This is a genomic window from Arthrobacter sp. SLBN-83 (assembly GCF_006715285.1).
Classification (GTDB): domain Bacteria; phylum Actinomycetota; class Actinomycetes; order Actinomycetales; family Micrococcaceae; genus Arthrobacter.
Window position 1 is genome coordinate 1,051,959 of the sequence record NZ_VFMX01000001.1, and the last position, 18,482, is coordinate 1,070,440.

An 18,482-nucleotide genomic window follows, 5' to 3' on the forward strand; every position below is an offset into this window, starting at 1 on the left:
CATTGATCCTCTGGTTCGTGCAGCTTTAGTGATGGGCACCACAGTACATTCGTTAACTGTCAACAGTCAACTATCGAAGTCGACTGTTGACAGTGCCAATGATCTGGGTCACACTGGGACGTACCAATTGTTAACAGTCGACAGCGGTTACCTCCTCAGCCGCTTTTCGAAAGGGAACCACCATGAGCAAAGATGCTCTGACTATGCGCGGCCCGGTCCACGGCACCAAGGACGCCCGGCGAGTTGCCATCGGATCCGGCGTGGGGGCCGTGATTGAGACGTATGACTTCATCGGCTTCGGCACCGCTGCCGCACTGTATTTCGGCACTGCATTCTTCCCCGGAAGCGATCCGGTCACCGGCACGCTCGCTTCCTTCGCCACCTTGGGCGTCGGCTTCGCCGCCCGCCCCCTCGGCGGCATCATCGGCGGCCACCTCGGTGACAAGGTGGGCCGCAAGCCCGTCCTGGTCGCCTCCCTGATCCTGATGGGCCTGGCCACCTTCGCCATCGGCCTGCTGCCCACTTACGCGGCCGTCGGACTGCTCGCCCCGGCGCTGCTGGTGTTTGTCCGCATCGTCCAGGGCCTGGCCTTCGGCGCTGAGTGGGGCGGCGCCATCCTGATGAGCTACGAGCACGCCCCTTGGAAGGCCAAGGGCAAGTTCACGGGCATCGTCCAGGCCGGCTTCCCGGTGGGCTTGCTGCTGGCCAACCTGACCTTCCTGTTCAGCGTCCAGCTGGGCGGCGAACTCGCTTGGCGCATCCCCTTCCTGGCCAGCATCGTGCTGGTGATCGTGGGGCTGATCATCCGTTCCAAGGTCCCCGAGTCCCCCGTCTTCGATGAGGTCAAGGACAGCGGCACCATCGTCAAGGCCCCCATCGTGGAGGTCATCAAGACCGACTGGCGCAACATCGTCAAGGGCATCGGCTTGCGCATCGCCGAGACCGCCGGCTACGCCGTCTCCATCACCTACATGATTTCCTACATCAACAGCCAGCACCTTGCGGACAAGACCCAGACGCTGATCGCCCTCTGCATCGCCTCGGCCATCGGCATCTTCGCCACCCAGGCCTGGGGTGCACTCACCGACCGCATCGGCCGCCGCCCCCTGTACGTCTGGTCCACAGCGTTCGCAGCCCTGTTCGCCATACCCATGTTCCTGCTGGTCAACACCGGCCTGTTCATTGCGATCATCCTCACCATCGTGATCTCCTACGCGGTCTGCCAGAACTCGCTGGCCGGCGCGCAGGGCGCCTGGTTCCCCGAGCTCTTCCAGGCCAAGACCCGCGCCTCCGGCGCCAGCCTCGCCTACCAGATCTCCGCCATGGTTTCCGGCTTCACCCCCTTCATCACCACCCTGCTGTTCGTCAGCTTCGGCTGGATGGGCCCGGCACTGCTCTTCGGCGCCTATGCCCTGATCGGCCTGTGGGCCGCCGTCGCCACCCGGGAAACCTGGGGCAAGCGGGAGCGCGAACTGGCTGACGAAGCCACCAAAAGCACCCCCAACACCGTCAACGCCTGAATGACAGCCACGTACGCAACGAACACGGAGCAAGCAATGCCTACAGATACCGTCCAGGACGCCGCCCCGCAGGGCCAGACACTGCAGACAGCGGTGACACCTGACCGGGTGGAGAAGATCAGCGCCGTCGCGTACCGGATCCGGCACCACGCCCTGAACATGGGCGAGGTGCAGGGCCAGGGGTACGTGGGCCAGGCTTTGGGCGCGGCGGACATGCTCGCCACAGTGTACGGGGACCAGCTGCGGTTCCGTCCCGAGGACCCGCACTGGGAGGCCCGCGACCGGTTCCTGCTCTCCACGGGGCACTACGCCATCGGCCACTACGCCGCCCTCGCCGAGGCCGGGGTGGTCCCGGTGGAGGAACTGGAAACCTACGGCTCGGACGACTCGCGGCTGCCCATGTCCGGCATGTCCACCTACACCCCCGGCATGGAAATCTCCGGCGGTTCCCTGGGCCACGGCCTAACCATTGCCGTCGGCATGGCGCTGGGCCTGCGCTACCAAGGCTCGGACGCCCGGGTGTTCAACTTCCTCTCCGACGGCGAACTCGACGAGGGCTCCACCTGGGAGGCCGCCATGGGCGCGCACCACCACCAGCTGGGCAACCTCACAGCCATGGTGGACATCAACGCCCTGCAGGCTGACGGCAAGACGGACACCGTCCTGCGCACCGAACCGGTGACGGAGAAGTGGGAATCCTTCGGCTGGTACACCCAGCGCGTGGACGGCAACGACGTCGGCGCCCTGCTCGCAGCGTTCGACAACGCAGCCGCCCAGGCCGCCGCCGTCGGACGTCCCTCCGTGATCCTGTGCGACACCAAGGTGGGCCGCGGCGTTCCGCTGCTGGAAGACCGCGAAAAGGCGCACTTCATGCGCATCGAAGAACACGAATGGCAGATCTGCCGCGAGCAGCTCACCGCCGGATACGAAGGAAAGGCTTCAGCATGAGCACCACCACCGAGGCCCCGGACACTGCAGCAGCGGCCAAGCCCAAGCTGAAGACCTCGGCGATGATCGCATCGTTCGCCGATCCCGGCCAGAAGACCTCCAACGCACCGTTCGGGCACGCCCTGGTCAAGACCGCACAGGAGAACGACAAGATCGTGGGCCTGACCGCGGACCTGGGCAAGTACACGGACATGCACATCTTCGCCAAGGCCTTCCCGGAACGGTTCTTCCAGATGGGCATGGCCGAGCAGTTGCTCTTCGGCGCCGCTGCCGGCCTGGCCGAGTCCGGGCTGGTGCCGTTCGCGTCCACCTACTCCGTGTTCGCCGCCCGCCGGGCCTACGACTTCCTCTGCCTGGATGCAGCCGAACCGAACCTGAACGTCAACATCGTGGGCGGCCTGCCCGGCCTGACCACCGGCTACGGTCCCAGCCACCAGGCCACCGAGGACATGGCGATCTTCCGCGGCATGCCCAACCTGACCATCGTGGATCCCTGTGACTCGGTGGACATTGAACAGGCTGTCCCGCAGCTTGCCGCATCGGAAGGCCCCACCTACCTGCGGCTGCTGCGCGGCAACGTGCCCACGGTCCTGGACGAGTACGACTACACGTTTGAACTCGGCAAGGCCAAGGTCCTGCGCGGTGGCAACGACGTGGTGTTCATTTCCTCCGGCCTGATGACCATGCGCGCCCTGCAGGCAGCCAAGGCTTTGGAGGCACACAACGTGGACGTCGCCGTCGTGCACACCCCCACCATCAAGCCGTTCGACGCCGAAACGGTCCTCAAGGAAATCAACACGGACCGCCTTGCCGTCACCCTGGAAAACCACACCGTGGTGGGCGGTCTGTTCGAAACCGTCGCCTCCGCCGTCGTCACCGCCGGCGTGGGCAAACGCGTTGTACCGGTCGCACTGCCGGACCAGTTCCTGGACGCGGGCGCCCTGCCCACGCTGCACGACCGCTACGGCCTGGCCGTGGACCGCATCGTGGCCAAGGTCCTCGCCGAACTCGGCTAAGGCACCAAGAATGCAGAAAGCACGGCACTGGCCCTAAGCCGGCGCCGTGCTTTCTGCCGTAATATCGAAACCACTACCGACTGTAAACAGTCGACTACTGACATTGAGGACAGAAGCCATGGCCGGACTCACCGCCCCGCTGCTGGGACTGGAAAAGAAAAGCCTGCGCGAGCAGGCACTCTCCGCGCTGCGCACCGCCATTACCAGCGGCGAATTGGAGCCCGGCCGCCACCTGGTTGAAACCGAACTGTCCGAAATGCTCCAGATCAGCCGTGGCACCCTGCGCGAAGCCCTCCGCCAGTTGGAGCAGGAAGGCCTGCTGTCCGCCGGACCCCGCGGCCGCCTTTCCGTCCGCCACCTGGACGAAAAGGAAATCCGGGACATCTACGCCGTCCGGGCCGCCCTGGAATCCCTCGCCGCCCGGACCCTGTGCGAACTCCCGGACCGGCAGCACGTCACCGAGTCGCTGCACAAAGCGGTCGACGCCATGTCCGACGCCGCCAGCGGAAGCCTGGAGGAACGGATCGAGTCCGACCTCGAGTTCCACCGCACCCTCTGCCGGCTTACCGGCAACGAAACCCTCCTGCACTCCTGGGAATCACTGGAGGGCTCCATCCGCATGTCCATCATGTTCGCTGGCTTGGAAAAAGGCGTCAGCAACATGAGCGTGGACCGGCACAAGGACATCGTGGCCGCCATCGACACCGGCGACGCCACCCTTGCCCGCAAGACCATCCTGGAACACATGGACACTGCCGCCGCCAATCTGGTGGCGTAACCCCTTCCCACCTGCCCTTTTGGGAATCCCAGCGCGCTCCCGCCCGTTAACTTACTGAGCGGTAAATAGCCGCAGCGTTTAACGAGGGATGGTATGACCGCAAAGTTTGTGTCAGTCGAGGACGACGCCGGGAAGGTCACCCGGTATGCCCGCCATGACAACGGCGGCGGGCTCATTGCCCCGGGGGCAAGGGTGGCGGACAGCGCCCGCATCGGCCCCATGACCTATATCGAACATGGCGCCCAGGTGGGTCCCGGTTGCCGGATCGGCCACGGCAGCTGGATCGACCGCGACGCCACCATCGGGGACCGGACGGTGATCGGCGACGGGGTGCGGATCGGCCGGGGTACGGTCATCGGCAACCGGGTGCATATTGGCAGCCACTCGAGGATCGGCTCCAGCGTGCTCATCGAGCACGGTGTCCACCTGGACAGCGACAGCACAGTGCCCAACGGCAGCGAGGTCCTCGCCGGGGCGCACTCCCGCCTGGCACCGGCAAAGCACCGGCAGCACCGCAAGCCCAAGAGCGGGATGGCTGCCTAGCCCTGCGGAACAGTGCTTCCGCGCACCACGAGTTCCGCCGGATAGATAACCGGCTCCAACTGCTCCCCGGTGTTCTCAATGGCGCGGATTAAGAGCTGCCCTGCATTTTTGGCGATGTCCACCATTGGATGGGCCACCGTCGTGAGTTCCACGCCGTTCGGGGCCTGGATGGCATGATTGTCGAAGCCCACAACGGCCACGTCCTCCGGCACGCCCCTGCCCGCACCGCGGACGGCATCGACCACTCCCAGCGCCATGAGGTCCGACGCGGCGAACACGCCGTCCAGCCCAGGTGCCTGGCCGAAAAGTCTGCGTGCGGCCTCGGCGCCGCCCGCCGTCGTGAAATCCCCGTGGACGATCGGTCCCGGCTCCAGCCCCGCCTCCTTGAGTCCCTGGAGCCACCCGTCCAGGCGGTCGACGGCGGCCGTCATGTCCCTGGGGCCAGCAACAGTTCCGAGGTGGGTACGGCCGATGCCGGCAAGGTGCCGCGCCGCCAACCGCCCGCCCTCGAAGTTGTCCAGATCCACAAACGGAAGTTCCGACTTCCTGTCCCACGGCCGGCCAATGAAGACGGTAGGCAGCCCGGCGGAACCCAGGGTTTCCACCCAGCCGTCTTCGCGGTGGTGAGACACCACGATAGCGCCGTCCACATGGCCTCCGCGCAGGTAGCGAAGGGTCCGTGAAGAATCGTCGCCTGCCCGAGACATCAACAGCACCAGCTGCATGTCGGTATCACGGAGGGATTGGTTGACGCCAGTGACCACGGCAGCAAAGTAGGGATCCATCATCACCCTGGCATCCGGTTCCGGGATGACCAGCGCCACGGAACCTGCGCGCCGGGTGACCAGGCTGCGAGCTGCGCGGTTGGGGGTGTAGCCCAATTCCGCGATGGCAGCGTCGACGGCGGCCTGGGCCGCGGGGCTCACCCTGGACCCACCGTTGATGGCCCGGGAGGCAGTGGACCGGGAAACTCCAGCGGCCCTGGCCAGGTCCTCGAGCGTTGGGAGCGGCCGCCCCTCCCTGGCCGGCGCAGCTGGAGTGGTCTTTCGGTTCACTCAACAGACATTACGACACGACCGTATCGTAGCGCTTCCGTCAACCCTTGCCGGGCCACGAGGGCGATGCTACTCTTCCCCGGGTGGGAGCGCTCCCACCAATGATCCCAGTTACCAACTGCAGCTGACGGGGTCGTCCAGCCCACCGAATGACAGGACCAGCAATGCCGCTAGCCCCTTGCCCTGATCCATCCCAACCCTCACCGGCAGGCCGCCGGCACAGCCGCGGTGTCGTCGCCGCCAGCGCCGCCCTTCTCATTGGGCTTTTCGCCGCAGGCGGGACAGTCCCGGCCCAGGCCGCGCCGTCAGTGCCGTCTGCAGCCCCGGCACGGCAGGCGCCCGTTCAGGCACCGGCGTCCCCGGAAGCTCCGCCCCAGTCGCCACAGAACCCGTTCGGGCCCAATGTCTACGTCTTCGATCCCAGCATGCCGGTGGCGCAGATCCAGGCCACGGTGGACTCCATCGCTGCCCAGCAGGTAGACGACGAAATGGGAACCAAGCGTTACTCCCTGCTGTTTAAGCCCGGCACCTACGGCACTCCCGCAGAACCCCTCATTGTCCAAGTGGGCTACTCCACCGAGGTGGCAGGGCTGGGCGCGGCGCCTACCGACGTCACCATCAACGGGCACGTGGACGTCTATAACCGGTGCCTGACTGCGGACAACTGCATCGCCCTCAACAACTTCTGGCGGTCCCTGTCCAACCTCACCATCAATGTCACCGGGCTCGAGGGCTGCCGCAGTTCGGCGAATTTCTGGGCAGCGTCACAGGCCTCCCCCATGCGCCGGGTCAACATCACCGGGGGCAACCTCTCCCTCATGGACTACTGCACTGCGGGCCCGCAGTACGCCAGTGGCGGATTCATCGCGGATTCGAAGAAGGGGGCGATCATCAACGGCTCCCAGCAGCAGTACCTGGTGCGCGACAGCAGCATAGGAAGCTGGTCCAACGGAGTATGGAACCAGGTGTTCTCCGGCGTGAACGGGGCACCGGAGGACTCCTTTCCGAACCCGCCCTACACCACGCTGGCCAACACCCCCATCAGCCGCGAGAAGCCGTACCTGACGCTGGATGCGGGCGGCCAGTACAGCGTCTTTGTTCCGGCCGTCCGCCAGAACTCCGCGGGGACCACGTGGGAAAACGGACCCACCGCGGGCCGCAGCATCCCCCTCAACGACTTCTACATCGCAACGCCCGGCGATTCAGTCCAAACCATTAACTCGCAGCTCGCCAAGGGGAAGAACCTGCTCCTTACCCCCGGGGTTTACGACGTTGACCGCAGCATCGAGGTCAAGCGGGCCAACACCGTGGTGCTTGGGCTGGGCATGACCACCCTGACGGCCGTCAACGGAGCGGTTCCCCTGACGGTGGCTGATGTTCCCGGGGTTGATATCGCTGCGGTCACAGTGGACGCCGGCGAGGTGAACTCCCCTGCCCTGATGCGCCTCGGCAAGGCAATTCCCGGCGAAGGAAGTGGACCGGCCAACTCTGCCGTCCACAGCGATCCTGCAAACCCCACAACACTCCATGACGTGTTCTTCCGCATTGGAGGCCCGCACGTGGGCAAGGCCTCCGTCAGCCTGGAAGTCAACAGCGACAATGTGCTCCTGGACCACATCTGGGCCTGGCGTGCCGACCACGGCAACGGAGTGGGCTGGACAACCAATACCGGCCGGAATGGCGTGATCGTCAACGGCAACAATGTCACTGCCACGGGCCTCTTTGTGGAGCATTACCAGGAGTACAACGTCATCTGGAACGGGGAGAACGGCAAAACGGTCTTCTTCCAGAACGAACTTCCGTACGACGCCCCGAACCAGGCAGCATGGCAGCACGACGGGATCCTGGGCTGGGCGGGCTACAAGGTCGCAGAGTCCGTGAAAACCCACGAACTGTGGGGCGGCGGCAGCTACGTGTACAACAACGTGGACCCCACCATCCACGCCACCCGCGGTTTTGAGGTGCCGGTGACGCCGGGCGTGAAGCTGCACAGCCTGCTGACGGTCAACCTTGGCGCCGGGACACTGGACCACGTTGTCAACGACACGGGGGCGCCCGTCTCGACGGACGCCGTCGGAGTTCCGAGCTACGTGGCCGATTTCGGCTAGCCGGTAGCACGACACAACGGGTAGGGCGCGGCGCCGGTCAGTGAAACCGGCGCCGCGCCCTGCCTTCACTCCGCAGATCCGGCACCAGTTGTCCGGCATTCACGTTTCCTCCGAAGTACGGCCGCACCCCAGACGGCCAGAAGCAGCGCCACGAGCAGGAGGCCGGCGTGGCCGAGGTCCACCGATCCAAGCCATGCCGTAACGGGATCATCCAGGGCGAAGGCGGCGTGGACGAAGCCGCCCAGGGTGATGACGGCAATGAACAGCGCCGAGACGGCGGAGATCCCCGTGACCAGCGCGTTGAAGCCCAGCGTCCGTTGCGGGTCATTCAGTGCCGAGCGGTACATCCGCATCATGGCCATACCGTTCAGGGAATCGCACAAGGTCATCGCGGCCGCGAAGGCCAACGGCAGCGCGAGCAGGGCGAAGGGCGGCACCCCTGCCAGCGAGGCCGCCGTTGTCATCATCAGCAGCCCGATGGTGGTGGCCGTATCGAAGCCCAGGCCAAAGAGGAAGCCGATCACGTAGATGTTCCGCGGCCGCCGCACCCTGGCCAGCGGCCGGGCGAGGAGCCGCGCCACCAGCCCCTGCGGCTCCAGGTCCCGGGGATCTACTGCGGCGCCGTGCCGGGCGCGGCGGTAGGCCCGCGCCGAGCGTGCGAAAGCGGAGCCGTTGAACAGGCCCATGGCCAGCAGGAACAGCCCGGACACCCCGCTGCCGATCAGGCCGAGCACCAGGTTTCCGGCGCTTCCGTCCTGCATGAACTCCCCCACCATGGCCGCGCCGGCGATTACCAGCACGCCCGCCAGGGTCACCACCGAGCTGTGCCCCAGGCTGAAGGCGAATCCGACGCTCACCGGATCCTGCCGCTGCGCCACGAACTTGCGGGTGGAGTTGTCGATCGCCGCCAGATGGTCCCAGTCGTAGCTGTGCTTCACGCCCGCCAGGTAGGCGGTGAGCACCAGTCCCCAGGTCAGCGCTTGCCCGCCGGCGTTGAGGGTCCCGGCAAGCAAGAGTGCGACGGCGGCAGCATGCAGCGCGGCCACCGCACCGAAGGTGAAGGCCAAGCGGGTCCGGAGCGGCAGGGCGTCCCGGTCCCGGTAGAGGGCGGTGATGGTGGTCAGTGCCGTCATCAGTGCTTCCTCAGGTCCAGGGGACCCTGGCCGAACCAGCGTTCCCGGAGGAGGTTGGCACAGGCACCGAGGAGCCGGTTGAGTTCCCCGGTGCTGTTGGACAGGGCCCGCAGCACCAGTCCGGTGGTTCCCCCGACCGTGCGGGTCAGGGAGAGGCCGGTCCGGGCGTCAAACGGCTGGGTCAACTGGTGCAGTTCGTCGGCGAGCGCCTGGTCCACTCGCGGATCCACCACCACCAACGAGCCCAGGTGGCTAAAACCCTCCAGGAACCCGAGCCCCGTGACATCGTTCAGCGGCGGCCGAATCAACAGGTTGTCCAGCGCCAGCAGTTCGGCGCCGCCCTCAGTCTCCACGCGGATCTCGTTCCGCAGCCGGACCTCCTCGTAGCGGAACGCGGCCCCGTCCGGCGACCAGCCGGGCGTCACCACCTCGGCCATAACCAGCGACGACGACGGCCGCAAAGTCACGAAGGTCCGTTGCCGGTAGCTGGCCTCCCGGTAGGAGATGAGCTGGTCCGGCATCGACTCCAGCCGGGCCCCCTCCCCCAACCGGACAGTCATCCGCTGCTCAGCAAAAGACCCGGGAGTCCGGTACACCTTAGTGGCGGACTGAGTGGTCAACAGCAGGGAAGCAGAGTCACCAACTTCAACATCAATCAGGAAGAGATCCGCCCCAAGATAAGCCCCGCCAGGATTCACAACGACATAACAAACCTGCCCGGAGTCATCGAGGTAGTGAGGCCGGAGCACCCGAAGCGCCCCCTCATGGAACTGTCGTGATGCCACTGACCGACCGCCGCGCACTGTGATGCCCAGCTCCAGTCGTCCTCGCACTGGGCGATCAGCGGTCGCGGATGAAGGGGGCCGCGGCGTGGCGGGCACCGCGAAGCGGGCACGGCCCCCTTCATCCGCGGGCGCCGCCCAAGGTGAGTCGACGACGGAACTGTTGGACGTCATGCCAGGTCGAGCATCAGGACGTCGTGCCGGATCCATTCGATGACGGCGTCGAGTCCCTCGTCGGTTTTGAGGTTCGTGAAGCAGAAGGGCTTGTTGCCGCGGAACTCCTTGGAATCGCGCTCCATGACGGCGAGGTCTGCGCCGACGTGCGGAGCCAGGTCGGTTTTGTTGATGATGAAAAGGTCCGACTTGATCATGCCTTGGCCCGCTTTGCGGGGGATCTTCTCGCCCTGTGCCACATCGATGATGTAGATGGAGAAGTCGACCAGTTCGGGACTGAAGGTGGCGGAGAGGTTGTCGCCGCCGGATTCGACGAAGATGACCTGGAGGTCGGGATGCCGGGCTTTGAGTTCCTCAATGGCGGCAGTGTTCATCGAGGTGTCTTCGCGGATGGCGGTATGCGGGCAGCCGCCGGTTTCGACGCCGATGATCCGGTCCACGGGAAGGATGCCGTTGGCGGCGAGGATTTTGGCGTCCTCGATGGTGTAGATGTCGTTGGTGATGGCGGCCATGGAGATGCCGCCGCTCATGTGCCGGGTGAGCCGTTCCACGAGCTGGGTTTTGCCGGCGCCGACGGGCCCGCCGATGCCGATTTTGATGGGTTCAGTCATGGTGTTCCTCCTGTGAAGCGGTAAGCACGGTTAGCTCATGAACATCCGGGCACGCTGGCGTTCGTGCCGCATTTGCGAAATTTCGAGTCCGGGGCTGACGGCGCCGAGGTCGTCCGGCGTGAGGCGCGCGATCGCCTCGATGGCGGCAGCGACGTCGTCGTGCGCTTTCCGCAGCACCCGTTGCCCGGCGTTCTGGCCGAGGGGGATGGCGCGGACGGCGTTTTGAGTGAGGGACGTGACGGTGGCGAAGAGGTAGGCGGCGAGCGCCTCCTGCAGCGGCACGCCCAGGGAGCGGGCGACGACGGCGAACGCCAGCGGCTGGTGCCCGGAAGCCCGGCCGGTGGCCACCAGGTCCCGGTACAGTTCCAGCGCAGGCGAGGGAAACACCTCCCCACCAATTTCGAGCAGCCGAGTCCCCATCTTGAGGGAGGCCTCCCGAACCTGCCGAGGCAAGAGAGAAGCAGAGAGGAGAGAGTCCAGCTCCCCAAGATCAACGCCCTCATACAAAAGCCGAACAGCAAGCCCATCCGAGTAAGTCAGCGACTGAGAGATGAAAGCAGAGAGCCAGATTCCAAAGGACCCTTCATCAAAAACGACCCCACCGTCGACATAAGTTTCGAAACCCAAGGAGTGAGCAAAAGCCCCAGTAGGCAAAGCGGAATCGACCAATTGCTGTAGCGCCAACTGATACTCACCCACTGAAGTACCGCCCAAGGTGACGAACGCAAGCGACGCGAGGGATATGGGGCCGCGGCGTGGCGGGCACCGCGAAGCGGGCACGGCCCCATATCCCTCGCGGCGTCCCAAGCCGGGGAAAGGGGAGGTACTTAGTGCGAGTGTTCAGCATGGCGGAAAGGCACAGGGAGGACGCGTTCCTGGCGGGTGTAAGGCACACCGGCATGGATGAGGTAGTCCTCGACGGTGTGGTCGTAGGCGCACACCATGACTTCGGCTCCGTATTCACTCTCCACGTCAAAAAACTGTGCCTGGAGGTGCCGGTTGCCGAGGGAATGTGCGGTGACGCCCATTTCGGTGATGGTCCTGGGAGCGATGACCAGGACGTCGGTGGGCAGGACGGAGACGACGATCATGTTGGTATCGGCGACGTGCAGGATGTCGCCGTCGCGGAGGTCCCCTGAGCCGGCGGGGAGGCGGATTCCGATTTCCTTGCCGTGGTCCGTGGTGGCGCGCTGGATGCGTTTGACCAGCTGGGCGCTGGGCATCACGACTTTCTCGCGGTGCAGGCCGGCGTAGGCGGCGAGGTCTGTGTCCGGCAGGTCGTGGAGGTTGCCGAGGACTCGTTCGATGATCACGTGGTTACTTTCTGGATGTGACTAGAAGAGGAAGTAGCGCTGAGCCATGGGGAGCACATCGGACGGCTCGCAGGTGACGTCCTCGCCGTCGACGGTCACTTGGTAGGTTTCCGGGTCCACCTGGATGTCCGGGGTGGCGTCGTTGTACTTGAGGTCGGCTTTGGTGAGGTTCCGGATGCCGGAAACGGGCCGGATGACCTTCTGGAGTCCGAGCTCCTCCGGTACCCCGGCGTCGATCGCGGCTTTGGACAGGAAGGTGATGGAGGACTGCTGCACGGCCGTGCCGAAGGTGGCGAACATCGGGCGCATGGTCCGCGGCTGCGGCGTGGGGATGGACCCGTTGGAGTCCCCCATCAGCGCATACGCGATCTGGCCGCCCTTGAGCACCTGTTCGGGTTTGACGCCGAAGAACGCCGGGTCCCAAAGGACAAGGTCGGCGAACTTGCCTTCCTCCACGGAGCCGACGGAGTCTGCGATGCCCTGGGCCAGGGCAGGGTTGATGGTGTATTTGGCCACGTAACGCTTGAGCCGGAAGTTGTCGCTCTCCGCACTCCCGTGCGTTCCGCCGTCGTGGTCCTCAAGGATCCCGCGCTGCTTCTTCATCTTGTCCGCCACCTGCCAGGTGCGGGTGATGACCTCGCCCACCCGGCCCATGGCCTGGGAGTCGGAGGAGGTGATGGAGAAGATGCCCAGGTCCTGCAGGACGTCCTCGGCGGCAATGGTTTCGGCGCGGATGCGGGAATCGGCGAAGGCCACATCCTCCGGAATGTCCGGGTTGAGGTGGTGGCACACCATCAGCATGTCCAGGTGCTCGTCGATGGTGTTGCGCGTGTACGGCAGGGTGGGGTTGGTGGACGCCGGCAGGACGTTGGGCATGCCCGCGATCTTGATGATGTCCGGTGCATGGCCGCCGCCGGCGCCTTCGGTGTGGAAGGTGTGGATCACGCGGCCGTCGATGGCCCGGATGGTGTCCTCCACGAACCCGCACTCGTTCAGGGTGTCCGTATGGATGGCCACCTGGACGTCGTACTCGTCGGCGACGGTGAGCGAGGTGTCGATCGAAGAGGTGGTGGCACCCCAGTCCTCATGGACTTTCAGCCCGATGGCGCCGGCGCGGATCTGCTCGGCGAGGGGTTCGACGGCGGATGCATGGCCTTTGCCGAACAGGCCGATGTTCATGGGGAACGCCTCGGCGGCCTGCAGCATCCGCTGGATGTGCCACTTCCCCGGGGTCACGGTGGTGGCTTTGGTGCCTTCAGCGGGGCCGGTGCCGCCGCCGATCATGGTGGTCACACCGCTGGCCAGCGCCGTGGGGATCTGGTCCGGTGAAATGAAATGGATGTGGGTGTCGATGCCGCCGGCCGTGAGGATTTTCCGTTCCCCGGCGATGATTTCCGTGCTGGCGCCGATGATGATGTCCACGCCGTCGGTGATCTGAGGGTTTCCGGCCTTGCCGATCCGGAAGATATGCCCGTCCTTTAGGGCGATGTCCGCCTTGTAAATGCCGGTGTAGTCCAGGATGACGGCGTTGGTGATCACGGTGTCCGGGATGTCCTCATCCCGGATGGCCTGGCCGTTCTGGCCCATGCCGTCCCGGATCACCTTGCCGCCGCCGAACACCACTTCCTCGCCGTAGGCGGTGAGGTCCTTTTCGATCTCCAGGAACAGTTCGGTGTCAGCCAGGCGGATTTTGTCCCCGGCGGTCGGTCCGTAGAGGTCGGCGTATTGCCGGCGCGAAATCTCGAAGCTCACTTGGCGTCCCCTTCCGTGCCCGGCCCGCCCGGGCGGCTGCCGCCGTCGAGCTTTCCGTTGACTGCGTTGCTGAGGCCGAAGACCTCCCGGCGGCCGGCCAGCTCGATGAGCCGGACCGTCCGTGAATCCCCCGGCTCGAACCGGGCAGCCGTCCCGGCCGGAATGTCCAGGCGCCGGCCGTAGGCAGCTTTACGGTCAAAGTCCAGGGCCGCGTTGGCCTCGGCGAAGTGGTAGTGGGAACCCACCTGCACGGGCCGGTCGCCGGTGTTGGTCACGGCGACCTCGACTGCCGCCCTGCCCGCATTCGCGGTGATGGGCTCCGGCCGGAGGACATACTCGCCTGGAATCATTGCCGCGCTCCTTAGCGGATGGGGTTGTGGACGGTGACCAGCTTGGTGCCGTCGGGGAAGGTGGCCTCGATCTGGACGTCGTGGATCATCTCCGGCACGCCTTCCATCACGTCCTCCCGGGTGAGCAGCGTGGTGCCGTAGCTCATGAGCTCCGCCACGCTGCGGCCGTCGCGGGCCCCTTCGATCAGCTCATAGCTGATGATGGCCACAGCCTCGGGGTAATTGAGCTTGAGGCCGCGGGACTGCCGCCGGCGGGCGAGGTCGGCGGCCACCACGATCAGGAGCTTCTCCTGCTCACGCGGCATCAGATGCATGGGGTTCCCTTCGACGGCCTGGGGCGTGCTGCCAGCGTAAGCCCGGCACGTTTCCGCCAGGTTTCGGAAGCATCAGCAAATGCTGTGTGCAGGCCTACTGGGCATCGCTGAGCCGGCCGAGGATCTCATCGCTTGACTGGATGGGCTGGCGGTAGGTGGTGGAAAGGATGCGGAGCATGTCGGCGGCGTCCTGGTCGGCTTCGGAGGCCATGGCGTCCTTTGCGTAGGTGACCCGGATGTTGTGGGCGAACGCGTCCGCGGCGGTCTGGGCAATGCAGTTATGGGTGGAGACGCCGGCGAGCACCACTTCCTCGGCGCCCCAGTTTCGCAGCCGCGCCAGCAGGTTGGTGCCCACGAAGCCGCTGTCCCTCGTCTTGTTCAATTGGGGCAGGTCCTCCTTCAGGAGCCCTGGCACCGACTGGGCCTGTTCGCTGCCGCGGAAGATAAACCCCTGGTCGTCGTCGAGCATGCTCAGGGTCCAGGTGGACTTGTCCCGCTCGTGTTCGGTGCCCACCAGGAGCGCGTTGTGTCCGGCTGCCTTGAACCCTTCGATCAGCCGGTTACACTCACTGACCACCCGCTCCTGCTGCGCGGCCAGTTCGGGTGTTTCGAAGAATGCGTTCTGCATGTCGATGACCAGGAGGGCAATCATGTGGGCACCTTTCCTCGTTGAGCGGGTTTTACGGAGAGGTACCCGCCAGCGGCGCACGCGAAACTCCTGGCTGGAGGTGGGGGCCAGGTGCCGGGGAAGTTAGGGGGCGGACTCCCGGACCTTCAACTCGAATCCGGCCTCCACGTGCACGCCCTGTTCCGACGTCTCGCGGCCGGCGATCCGGTCCAGCAGCAGGCCGATGGAGCGTTCGGCGATCTCGTCCATGCCCGGCGAGACGGTGGTCAGGGACGGGGACGCGAATCGGGCCTCGTCGATGTCGTCGAAGCCGGCCACCGCTACATCCTGCGGCACCTTGACGCCGCGGATCAGCAGTTGGTGCATGGCACCGAGTGCCAGGACGTCGTTAAGTCCGAAGACGGCGTCGAACTCCACCCCGGACTCCAGCAGGCCCGCCACCGCTGCGGCACCGGTATCGCGCCGCCACTCGGCGGAGGCGATCAGCGCGGGGTCGAACGGAACGCCTGCCTCCTCCAACGCCTTCCGGTAGCCGTTCAGGCGCAGGCCGGCCGTCCCGGCAGACTCCCCCGTGTTGGCACCAACAACGGCAATACGACGGCGGCCGCCGGCCAGCAGGTGCCTGGTCAGCGCCGCCGCGGCTTCCTCGTTCTTCATGGTCACCAGGTCAAAGCGGGGATCCAGGATGTGCTCGCCGAGCATCACCACGGGCTTGTTGCCCGCCCGCGCGGCAATGGCATCCGCGTCCACCACCAGTGGAGTGAACAGCAGCCCGTCGGTGAGCTGGCGGAAGGTCCCCTGGAGGGCGCCAAGTTCAGCGGAGGCTTCGGCGTCGGACTGCTCCACCATCACCCGGTAGCCGTGGCGGGCCGCAGCCTTCATCAGCTTGGACGCCAGCTCGGCATAGTAGGGGGCGGACAGGTCGGACAGGACCAGGCCCAGCATGGACGTCTTGCCGGACCGCAGGCTGCGGGCGGTGAGATTGGCTTCGTAGCCCAGCTCCGCGATGGCATCCTGCACGCGCTGCTTGGTGGCGGGCCGGATGAATTCGTAGTCGTTCAGGACGTTGGAAACCGTCTTGAGGGAAACCCCTGCAGCCCTCGCAACGTCGTTCATGGTGACTGCCATTAACGTTCTTTTCCTGCCTTCGCCGCAGCCTTGGCGGCCTGCTTGCTGGCGCGGACCTTGGCCAGGGACTCCGGGTCCACGATGTCCGCCACCGATAGGTAGGAGCCGTCCTCGCCGTAGTGGCCGGCCGCTTCCCGCCACCCCGGCGCCTCGAGGCCGCGCTGCTTGCCCAACAGGGCCAGGAAGATCTTGGCCTTCTGCTCCCCGAACCCGGGCAGGGCCTTGAGCCTGCGCAGCACCTCGGCACCGTCCGGTGATCCCTTGGTCCAGATGGCTGCGGCATCGCCGTCCCACTCGCTCTGGACTGCTTCGGCGAGCGCCTGCACCCGCGCCGCCATGGAGCCCGGGAAGCGGTGGACCGCTGGGCGTTCCTTGAATACCTCCACGAACGCGGCGGGATCGTGGGCGGCAATGGCCCCGGGTTCCAGCGACCCGAGCCGGGTCCGGATCTTCTCCGGCCCCGCGAAGGCTGATTCCATGGTGACCTGCTGGTCCAGCAGCATGCCGGTCAGCAGGGCGAAGGCGTCCTCACTCAACAACTTGTCCGCGGCGGGATCCCCCGTGATGTGCAGTTCCATGCCGTCCATCCTCCCACCTGCGGCCCGCCGTCGTCATAAGGACGCCCCCGCCTTCCCACCCGGCCGGGTCAGGCGTTGACGGCCAGCCGGATCATGGACCAGGACACGGCCGGAAGCTCGGCGGTGAGCCGGCCGCCGTCGACCTTCACGGTTCCGTTTTCGGACGGCAGGACGGACGTTGAATCGTCGGCGCTGGCCTGCCAGTACGGGTCCTTGTTGGCGTAGGTCACGGCTTCCACCACGCGCACGTTGCCCAGCGAGGCCACGGCGGCGTCCAGGTTCAGTGCCTGGCCGGCCGAGCGGTTGACCGCGAACACCACGGCCTCGCCCTTGTCCGCGTCATAGGTGGCGACGGCGGACAGGGCCGCGATGTCGGCGGTCTTGCCGCCGCTGACCAGCGGGGATTCGACGGCGAGCTGCAGCACGGTGCCGGAGGCGTGGCGGGAGGTCAGGGCGAAGGGGTGGAAGGTGGTCTGCTTCCAGGACCGGCCGCCCGGCTCGGTCATGATGGGCGCGATGACGTTCACCAGCTGTGCCAGGCTGGCGGAGTGGACGCGGTCCGTGTTCCGGAGCAGCGTGACCAACAGGTCCCCCACCACCACGGCGTCGGCAACCGTGTAGGTGTCCTCGAGCAGCACAGGGGCCACCGGCCAGTCCTTGCCGGTGGGCACCTTGGATTCGTCGCGGCTCATGTGCCAGACGTTCCACTCGTCGAATGAGATGTTCACCTGCTTGGCGGACTTCTTCACCGACTTCACATGGTCGATGTGGCTCACGAGGTCGCGGATGAAAACGTCCATCTTGTGTCCGGCGGCGAGGTGCTCCTGCAGGTCGCCAAAGTCCTCGAAGTACTGGTGGGCGGAGATCAGGTCCACCAGTTCGTAGGTTTCGGACAGCACCACGCGCTCCCACTCACCGAACGTGGGCATGGTGGGCCCGGAGCTGCCACACGCCACAAGCTCCAGGTCCGGCTCCATCATGCGCATTCCGCGGGCGGTGTCGGCAGCGAGCCTGCCGTACTCCACGGCGTTCTTGTGGCCGATCTGCCACGGGCCGTCCATCTCGTTGCCCAGGCACCACATCTTGATGCCGTAGCCATCGGCGGCCCCGTTGGCGCGGCGCTGCCCGGAAAGTGCGGTGCCGCCGTCGATGTTGCAGTATTCCAGGAGGTCCAGCGCCTCCTGGGTACCGCGGGTGCCCAGGTTGACGGCCATCATGGGTTCCACGCCCGCCTTGGCGGACCACTTGGCAAACTCGTCCACGCCCACGGTGTTGGGGTCGGTGGAGTGCCAGGCGAGATCCAGCCGCACGGGGCGCTGGTCCACCGGGCCCACACCGTCCTCCCAGCGGTAGCCGGAGACAAAGTTTCCGCCCGGGTAACGGACGGTGGACACGCCCAGTTCGCGGGTCAGCGCCAGGACGTCCTTGCGGAAGCCGTCCTCGTCGGCGTCCGGGTGGTCCGGCTCGAAGATGCCGGTGTACACACACCGGCCAAGGTGTTCCACGAAGGCACCGAAAGTACGACGGCGGACGGGCCCCACAGTGAAGGAGGGGTCAAGGGTAATTTTTGCTGCAACGGGTTCTGGCTGGGTCACGAAGGCATCCTCGGCTTGTTTTTTACAACGTTATAGAAGACATTGTTGAGGTTGCCTCTTCATGCGTCAAGGGATGCACCAAACTATTCCCGCTTGGGGATTCCGCCGGTTGCGGGAACGGAAGGCGGACTGACCTGCGGCGGGACCCCGATCGGC

At 65.8% G+C, this 18,482-nt stretch carries 19 protein-coding genes; 6 read left to right on the forward strand and 13 right to left on the reverse strand.

Annotated features, from left to right (window positions below; translation table 11 throughout):
• Positions 1-182: 182 nt before the first annotated feature.
• The 5 genes from FBY30_RS04760 (at position 183) to FBY30_RS04780 (ending at position 4,805) form a co-directional block, all read left to right on the forward strand.
• Positions 183-1,520: an MFS transporter gene (locus FBY30_RS04760; protein ID WP_142131492.1), complete on the forward strand. Its 1,338-nt coding sequence runs from the start codon at positions 183-185 to the stop codon at positions 1,518-1,520.
• Between the two features lie 36 nt (positions 1,521-1,556).
• Positions 1,557-2,468 carry a transketolase gene (locus FBY30_RS04765; protein WP_142131494.1) on the forward strand — a complete coding sequence of 304 codons (912 nt, stop codon included), beginning with the start codon at positions 1,557-1,559 and terminating at the stop codon, positions 2,466-2,468.
• The gene (locus tag FBY30_RS04770) at positions 2,465-3,484 is read left to right on the forward strand and encodes a transketolase family protein (RefSeq protein ID WP_142131496.1); all 1,020 of its coding nucleotides are present in this window, start codon (positions 2,465-2,467) and stop codon (positions 3,482-3,484) included. Before FBY30_RS04765 ends, FBY30_RS04770 begins: the two co-directional genes overlap by 4 nt.
• A gap of 118 nt (positions 3,485-3,602) precedes the next feature.
• Positions 3,603-4,262, forward strand: coding sequence for a GntR family transcriptional regulator (locus FBY30_RS04775; protein ID WP_142131498.1), 660 nt, complete (start codon positions 3,603-3,605; stop codon positions 4,260-4,262).
• Positions 4,263-4,355: 93 nt separating this feature from the next.
• Positions 4,356-4,805: a DapH/DapD/GlmU-related protein gene (locus FBY30_RS04780; protein WP_142131500.1), complete on the forward strand. Its 450-nt coding sequence runs from the start codon at positions 4,356-4,358 to the stop codon at positions 4,803-4,805.
• On the opposite strand, the gene FBY30_RS04785 is transcribed toward FBY30_RS04780, so the two are convergent.
• On the reverse strand, positions 4,802-5,860 hold the full coding sequence (locus FBY30_RS04785) for a LacI family DNA-binding transcriptional regulator (RefSeq protein WP_142131502.1): 1,059 nt from the start codon (positions 5,858-5,860) through the stop codon (positions 4,802-4,804). The genes FBY30_RS04780 and FBY30_RS04785 overlap by 4 nt on opposite strands.
• 164 nt (positions 5,861-6,024) lie before the next feature.
• Between FBY30_RS04785 and FBY30_RS04790 the strand changes: the two genes are divergently transcribed.
• On the forward strand, positions 6,025-7,968 hold the full coding sequence (locus tag FBY30_RS04790) for an adenylyl cyclase (protein ID WP_235009339.1): 1,944 nt from the start codon (positions 6,025-6,027) through the stop codon (positions 7,966-7,968).
• Positions 7,969-8,033: 65 nt separating this feature from the next.
• Here FBY30_RS04790 and FBY30_RS04795 read toward each other — a convergent pair whose 3' ends face one another.
• The 12 genes from FBY30_RS04795 to arfA all read right to left on the reverse strand — a co-directional run bounded on the left by FBY30_RS04795 (position 8,034) and on the right by arfA (position 18,326).
• A complete protein-coding gene (locus FBY30_RS04795) occupies positions 8,034-9,101 on the reverse strand; it encodes a HoxN/HupN/NixA family nickel/cobalt transporter (RefSeq protein ID WP_142131504.1) in 1,068 nt (355 codons plus the stop codon).
• On the reverse strand, positions 9,101-10,057 hold the full coding sequence (locus tag FBY30_RS04800) for an urease accessory protein UreD (protein WP_142131507.1): 957 nt from the start codon (positions 10,055-10,057) through the stop codon (positions 9,101-9,103). Before FBY30_RS04800 ends, FBY30_RS04795 begins: the two co-directional genes overlap by 1 nt.
• Positions 10,054-10,668 carry an urease accessory protein UreG gene (ureG, locus tag FBY30_RS04805; protein WP_142131509.1) on the reverse strand — a complete coding sequence of 205 codons (615 nt, stop codon included), beginning with the start codon at positions 10,666-10,668 and terminating at the stop codon, positions 10,054-10,056. The genes FBY30_RS04800 and ureG overlap by 4 nt, the downstream gene beginning before the upstream one ends.
• 30 nt (positions 10,669-10,698) lie before the next feature.
• Positions 10,699-11,367: an urease accessory protein UreF gene (locus FBY30_RS04810; RefSeq protein WP_142131511.1), complete on the reverse strand. Its 669-nt coding sequence runs from the start codon at positions 11,365-11,367 to the stop codon at positions 10,699-10,701.
• A gap of 128 nt (positions 11,368-11,495) precedes the next feature.
• Positions 11,496-11,981: an urease accessory protein UreE gene (gene ureE, locus FBY30_RS04815; protein WP_142131513.1), complete on the reverse strand. Its 486-nt coding sequence runs from the start codon at positions 11,979-11,981 to the stop codon at positions 11,496-11,498.
• A gap of 21 nt (positions 11,982-12,002) precedes the next feature.
• Positions 12,003-13,733: an urease subunit alpha gene (gene ureC / locus FBY30_RS04820; protein ID WP_142131515.1), complete on the reverse strand. Its 1,731-nt coding sequence runs from the start codon at positions 13,731-13,733 to the stop codon at positions 12,003-12,005.
• The gene (locus FBY30_RS04825; RefSeq protein WP_142131517.1) at positions 13,730-14,083 is read right to left on the reverse strand and encodes an urease subunit beta; all 354 of its coding nucleotides are present in this window, start codon (positions 14,081-14,083) and stop codon (positions 13,730-13,732) included. The genes ureC and FBY30_RS04825 overlap by 4 nt, the downstream gene beginning before the upstream one ends.
• An 11-nt stretch (positions 14,084-14,094) precedes the next feature.
• Positions 14,095-14,397 (reverse strand): urease subunit gamma, encoded by a 303-nt coding sequence (locus FBY30_RS04830; protein WP_142131519.1) that lies wholly within the window; start codon positions 14,395-14,397, stop codon positions 14,095-14,097.
• 94 nt (positions 14,398-14,491) lie between these two features.
• Positions 14,492-15,049: a cysteine hydrolase family protein gene (locus tag FBY30_RS04835; RefSeq protein ID WP_142131521.1), complete on the reverse strand. Its 558-nt coding sequence runs from the start codon at positions 15,047-15,049 to the stop codon at positions 14,492-14,494.
• A 99-nt stretch (positions 15,050-15,148) separates the two neighbouring features.
• Positions 15,149-16,153, reverse strand: a complete 1,005-nt coding sequence (locus tag FBY30_RS04840; RefSeq protein WP_142131524.1) for a LacI family DNA-binding transcriptional regulator — start codon at positions 16,151-16,153, stop codon at positions 15,149-15,151.
• The gene (locus tag FBY30_RS04845; RefSeq protein ID WP_142131526.1) at positions 16,153-16,740 is read right to left on the reverse strand and encodes an HhH-GPD-type base excision DNA repair protein; all 588 of its coding nucleotides are present in this window, start codon (positions 16,738-16,740) and stop codon (positions 16,153-16,155) included. The genes FBY30_RS04840 and FBY30_RS04845 overlap by 1 nt, the downstream gene beginning before the upstream one ends.
• A 59-nt stretch (positions 16,741-16,799) precedes the next feature.
• A complete protein-coding gene (gene arfA, locus FBY30_RS04850; RefSeq protein ID WP_142131528.1) occupies positions 16,800-18,326 on the reverse strand; it encodes an arabinosylfuranosidase ArfA in 1,527 nt (508 codons plus the stop codon).
• Between the last annotated feature and the right edge of the window lie 156 nt (positions 18,327-18,482).

Excerpts from the sequence above, each read along its gene's own strand:
- FBY30_RS04835 (WP_142131521.1), bottom strand. The coding sequence starts at position 15,049 with ATGATTGCCCTCCTGGTCATCGACATGCAGAACGCATTCTTCGAAACA.
- FBY30_RS04770 (WP_142131496.1), top strand. The coding sequence starts at position 2,465 with ATGAGCACCACCACCGAGGCCCCGGACACTGCAGCAGCGGCCAAGCCC.
- FBY30_RS04765 (WP_142131494.1), top strand. The coding sequence starts at position 1,557 with ATGCCTACAGATACCGTCCAGGACGCCGCCCCGCAGGGCCAGACACTG.
- FBY30_RS04760 (WP_142131492.1), top strand. The coding sequence starts at position 183 with ATGAGCAAAGATGCTCTGACTATGCGCGGCCCGGTCCACGGCACCAAG.
- FBY30_RS04780 (WP_142131500.1), top strand. The coding sequence starts at position 4,356 with ATGACCGCAAAGTTTGTGTCAGTCGAGGACGACGCCGGGAAGGTCACC.
- FBY30_RS04840 (WP_142131524.1), bottom strand. The coding sequence starts at position 16,153 with ATGGCAGTCACCATGAACGACGTTGCGAGGGCTGCAGGGGTTTCCCTC.
- FBY30_RS04845 (WP_142131526.1), bottom strand. The coding sequence starts at position 16,740 with ATGGACGGCATGGAACTGCACATCACGGGGGATCCCGCCGCGGACAAG.
- FBY30_RS04825 (WP_142131517.1), bottom strand. The coding sequence starts at position 14,083 with ATGATTCCAGGCGAGTATGTCCTCCGGCCGGAGCCCATCACCGCGAAT.
- FBY30_RS04795 (WP_142131504.1), bottom strand. The coding sequence starts at position 9,101 with ATGACGGCACTGACCACCATCACCGCCCTCTACCGGGACCGGGACGCC.
- FBY30_RS04800 (WP_142131507.1), bottom strand. The coding sequence starts at position 10,057 with ATGACGTCCAACAGTTCCGTCGTCGACTCACCTTGGGCGGCGCCCGCG.
- ureG (WP_142131509.1), bottom strand. The coding sequence starts at position 10,668 with ATGACTGAACCCATCAAAATCGGCATCGGCGGGCCCGTCGGCGCCGGC.
- FBY30_RS04830 (WP_142131519.1), bottom strand. The coding sequence starts at position 14,397 with ATGCATCTGATGCCGCGTGAGCAGGAGAAGCTCCTGATCGTGGTGGCC.
- FBY30_RS04775 (WP_142131498.1), top strand. The coding sequence starts at position 3,603 with ATGGCCGGACTCACCGCCCCGCTGCTGGGACTGGAAAAGAAAAGCCTG.
- FBY30_RS04790 (WP_235009339.1), top strand. The coding sequence starts at position 6,025 with ATGCCGCTAGCCCCTTGCCCTGATCCATCCCAACCCTCACCGGCAGGC.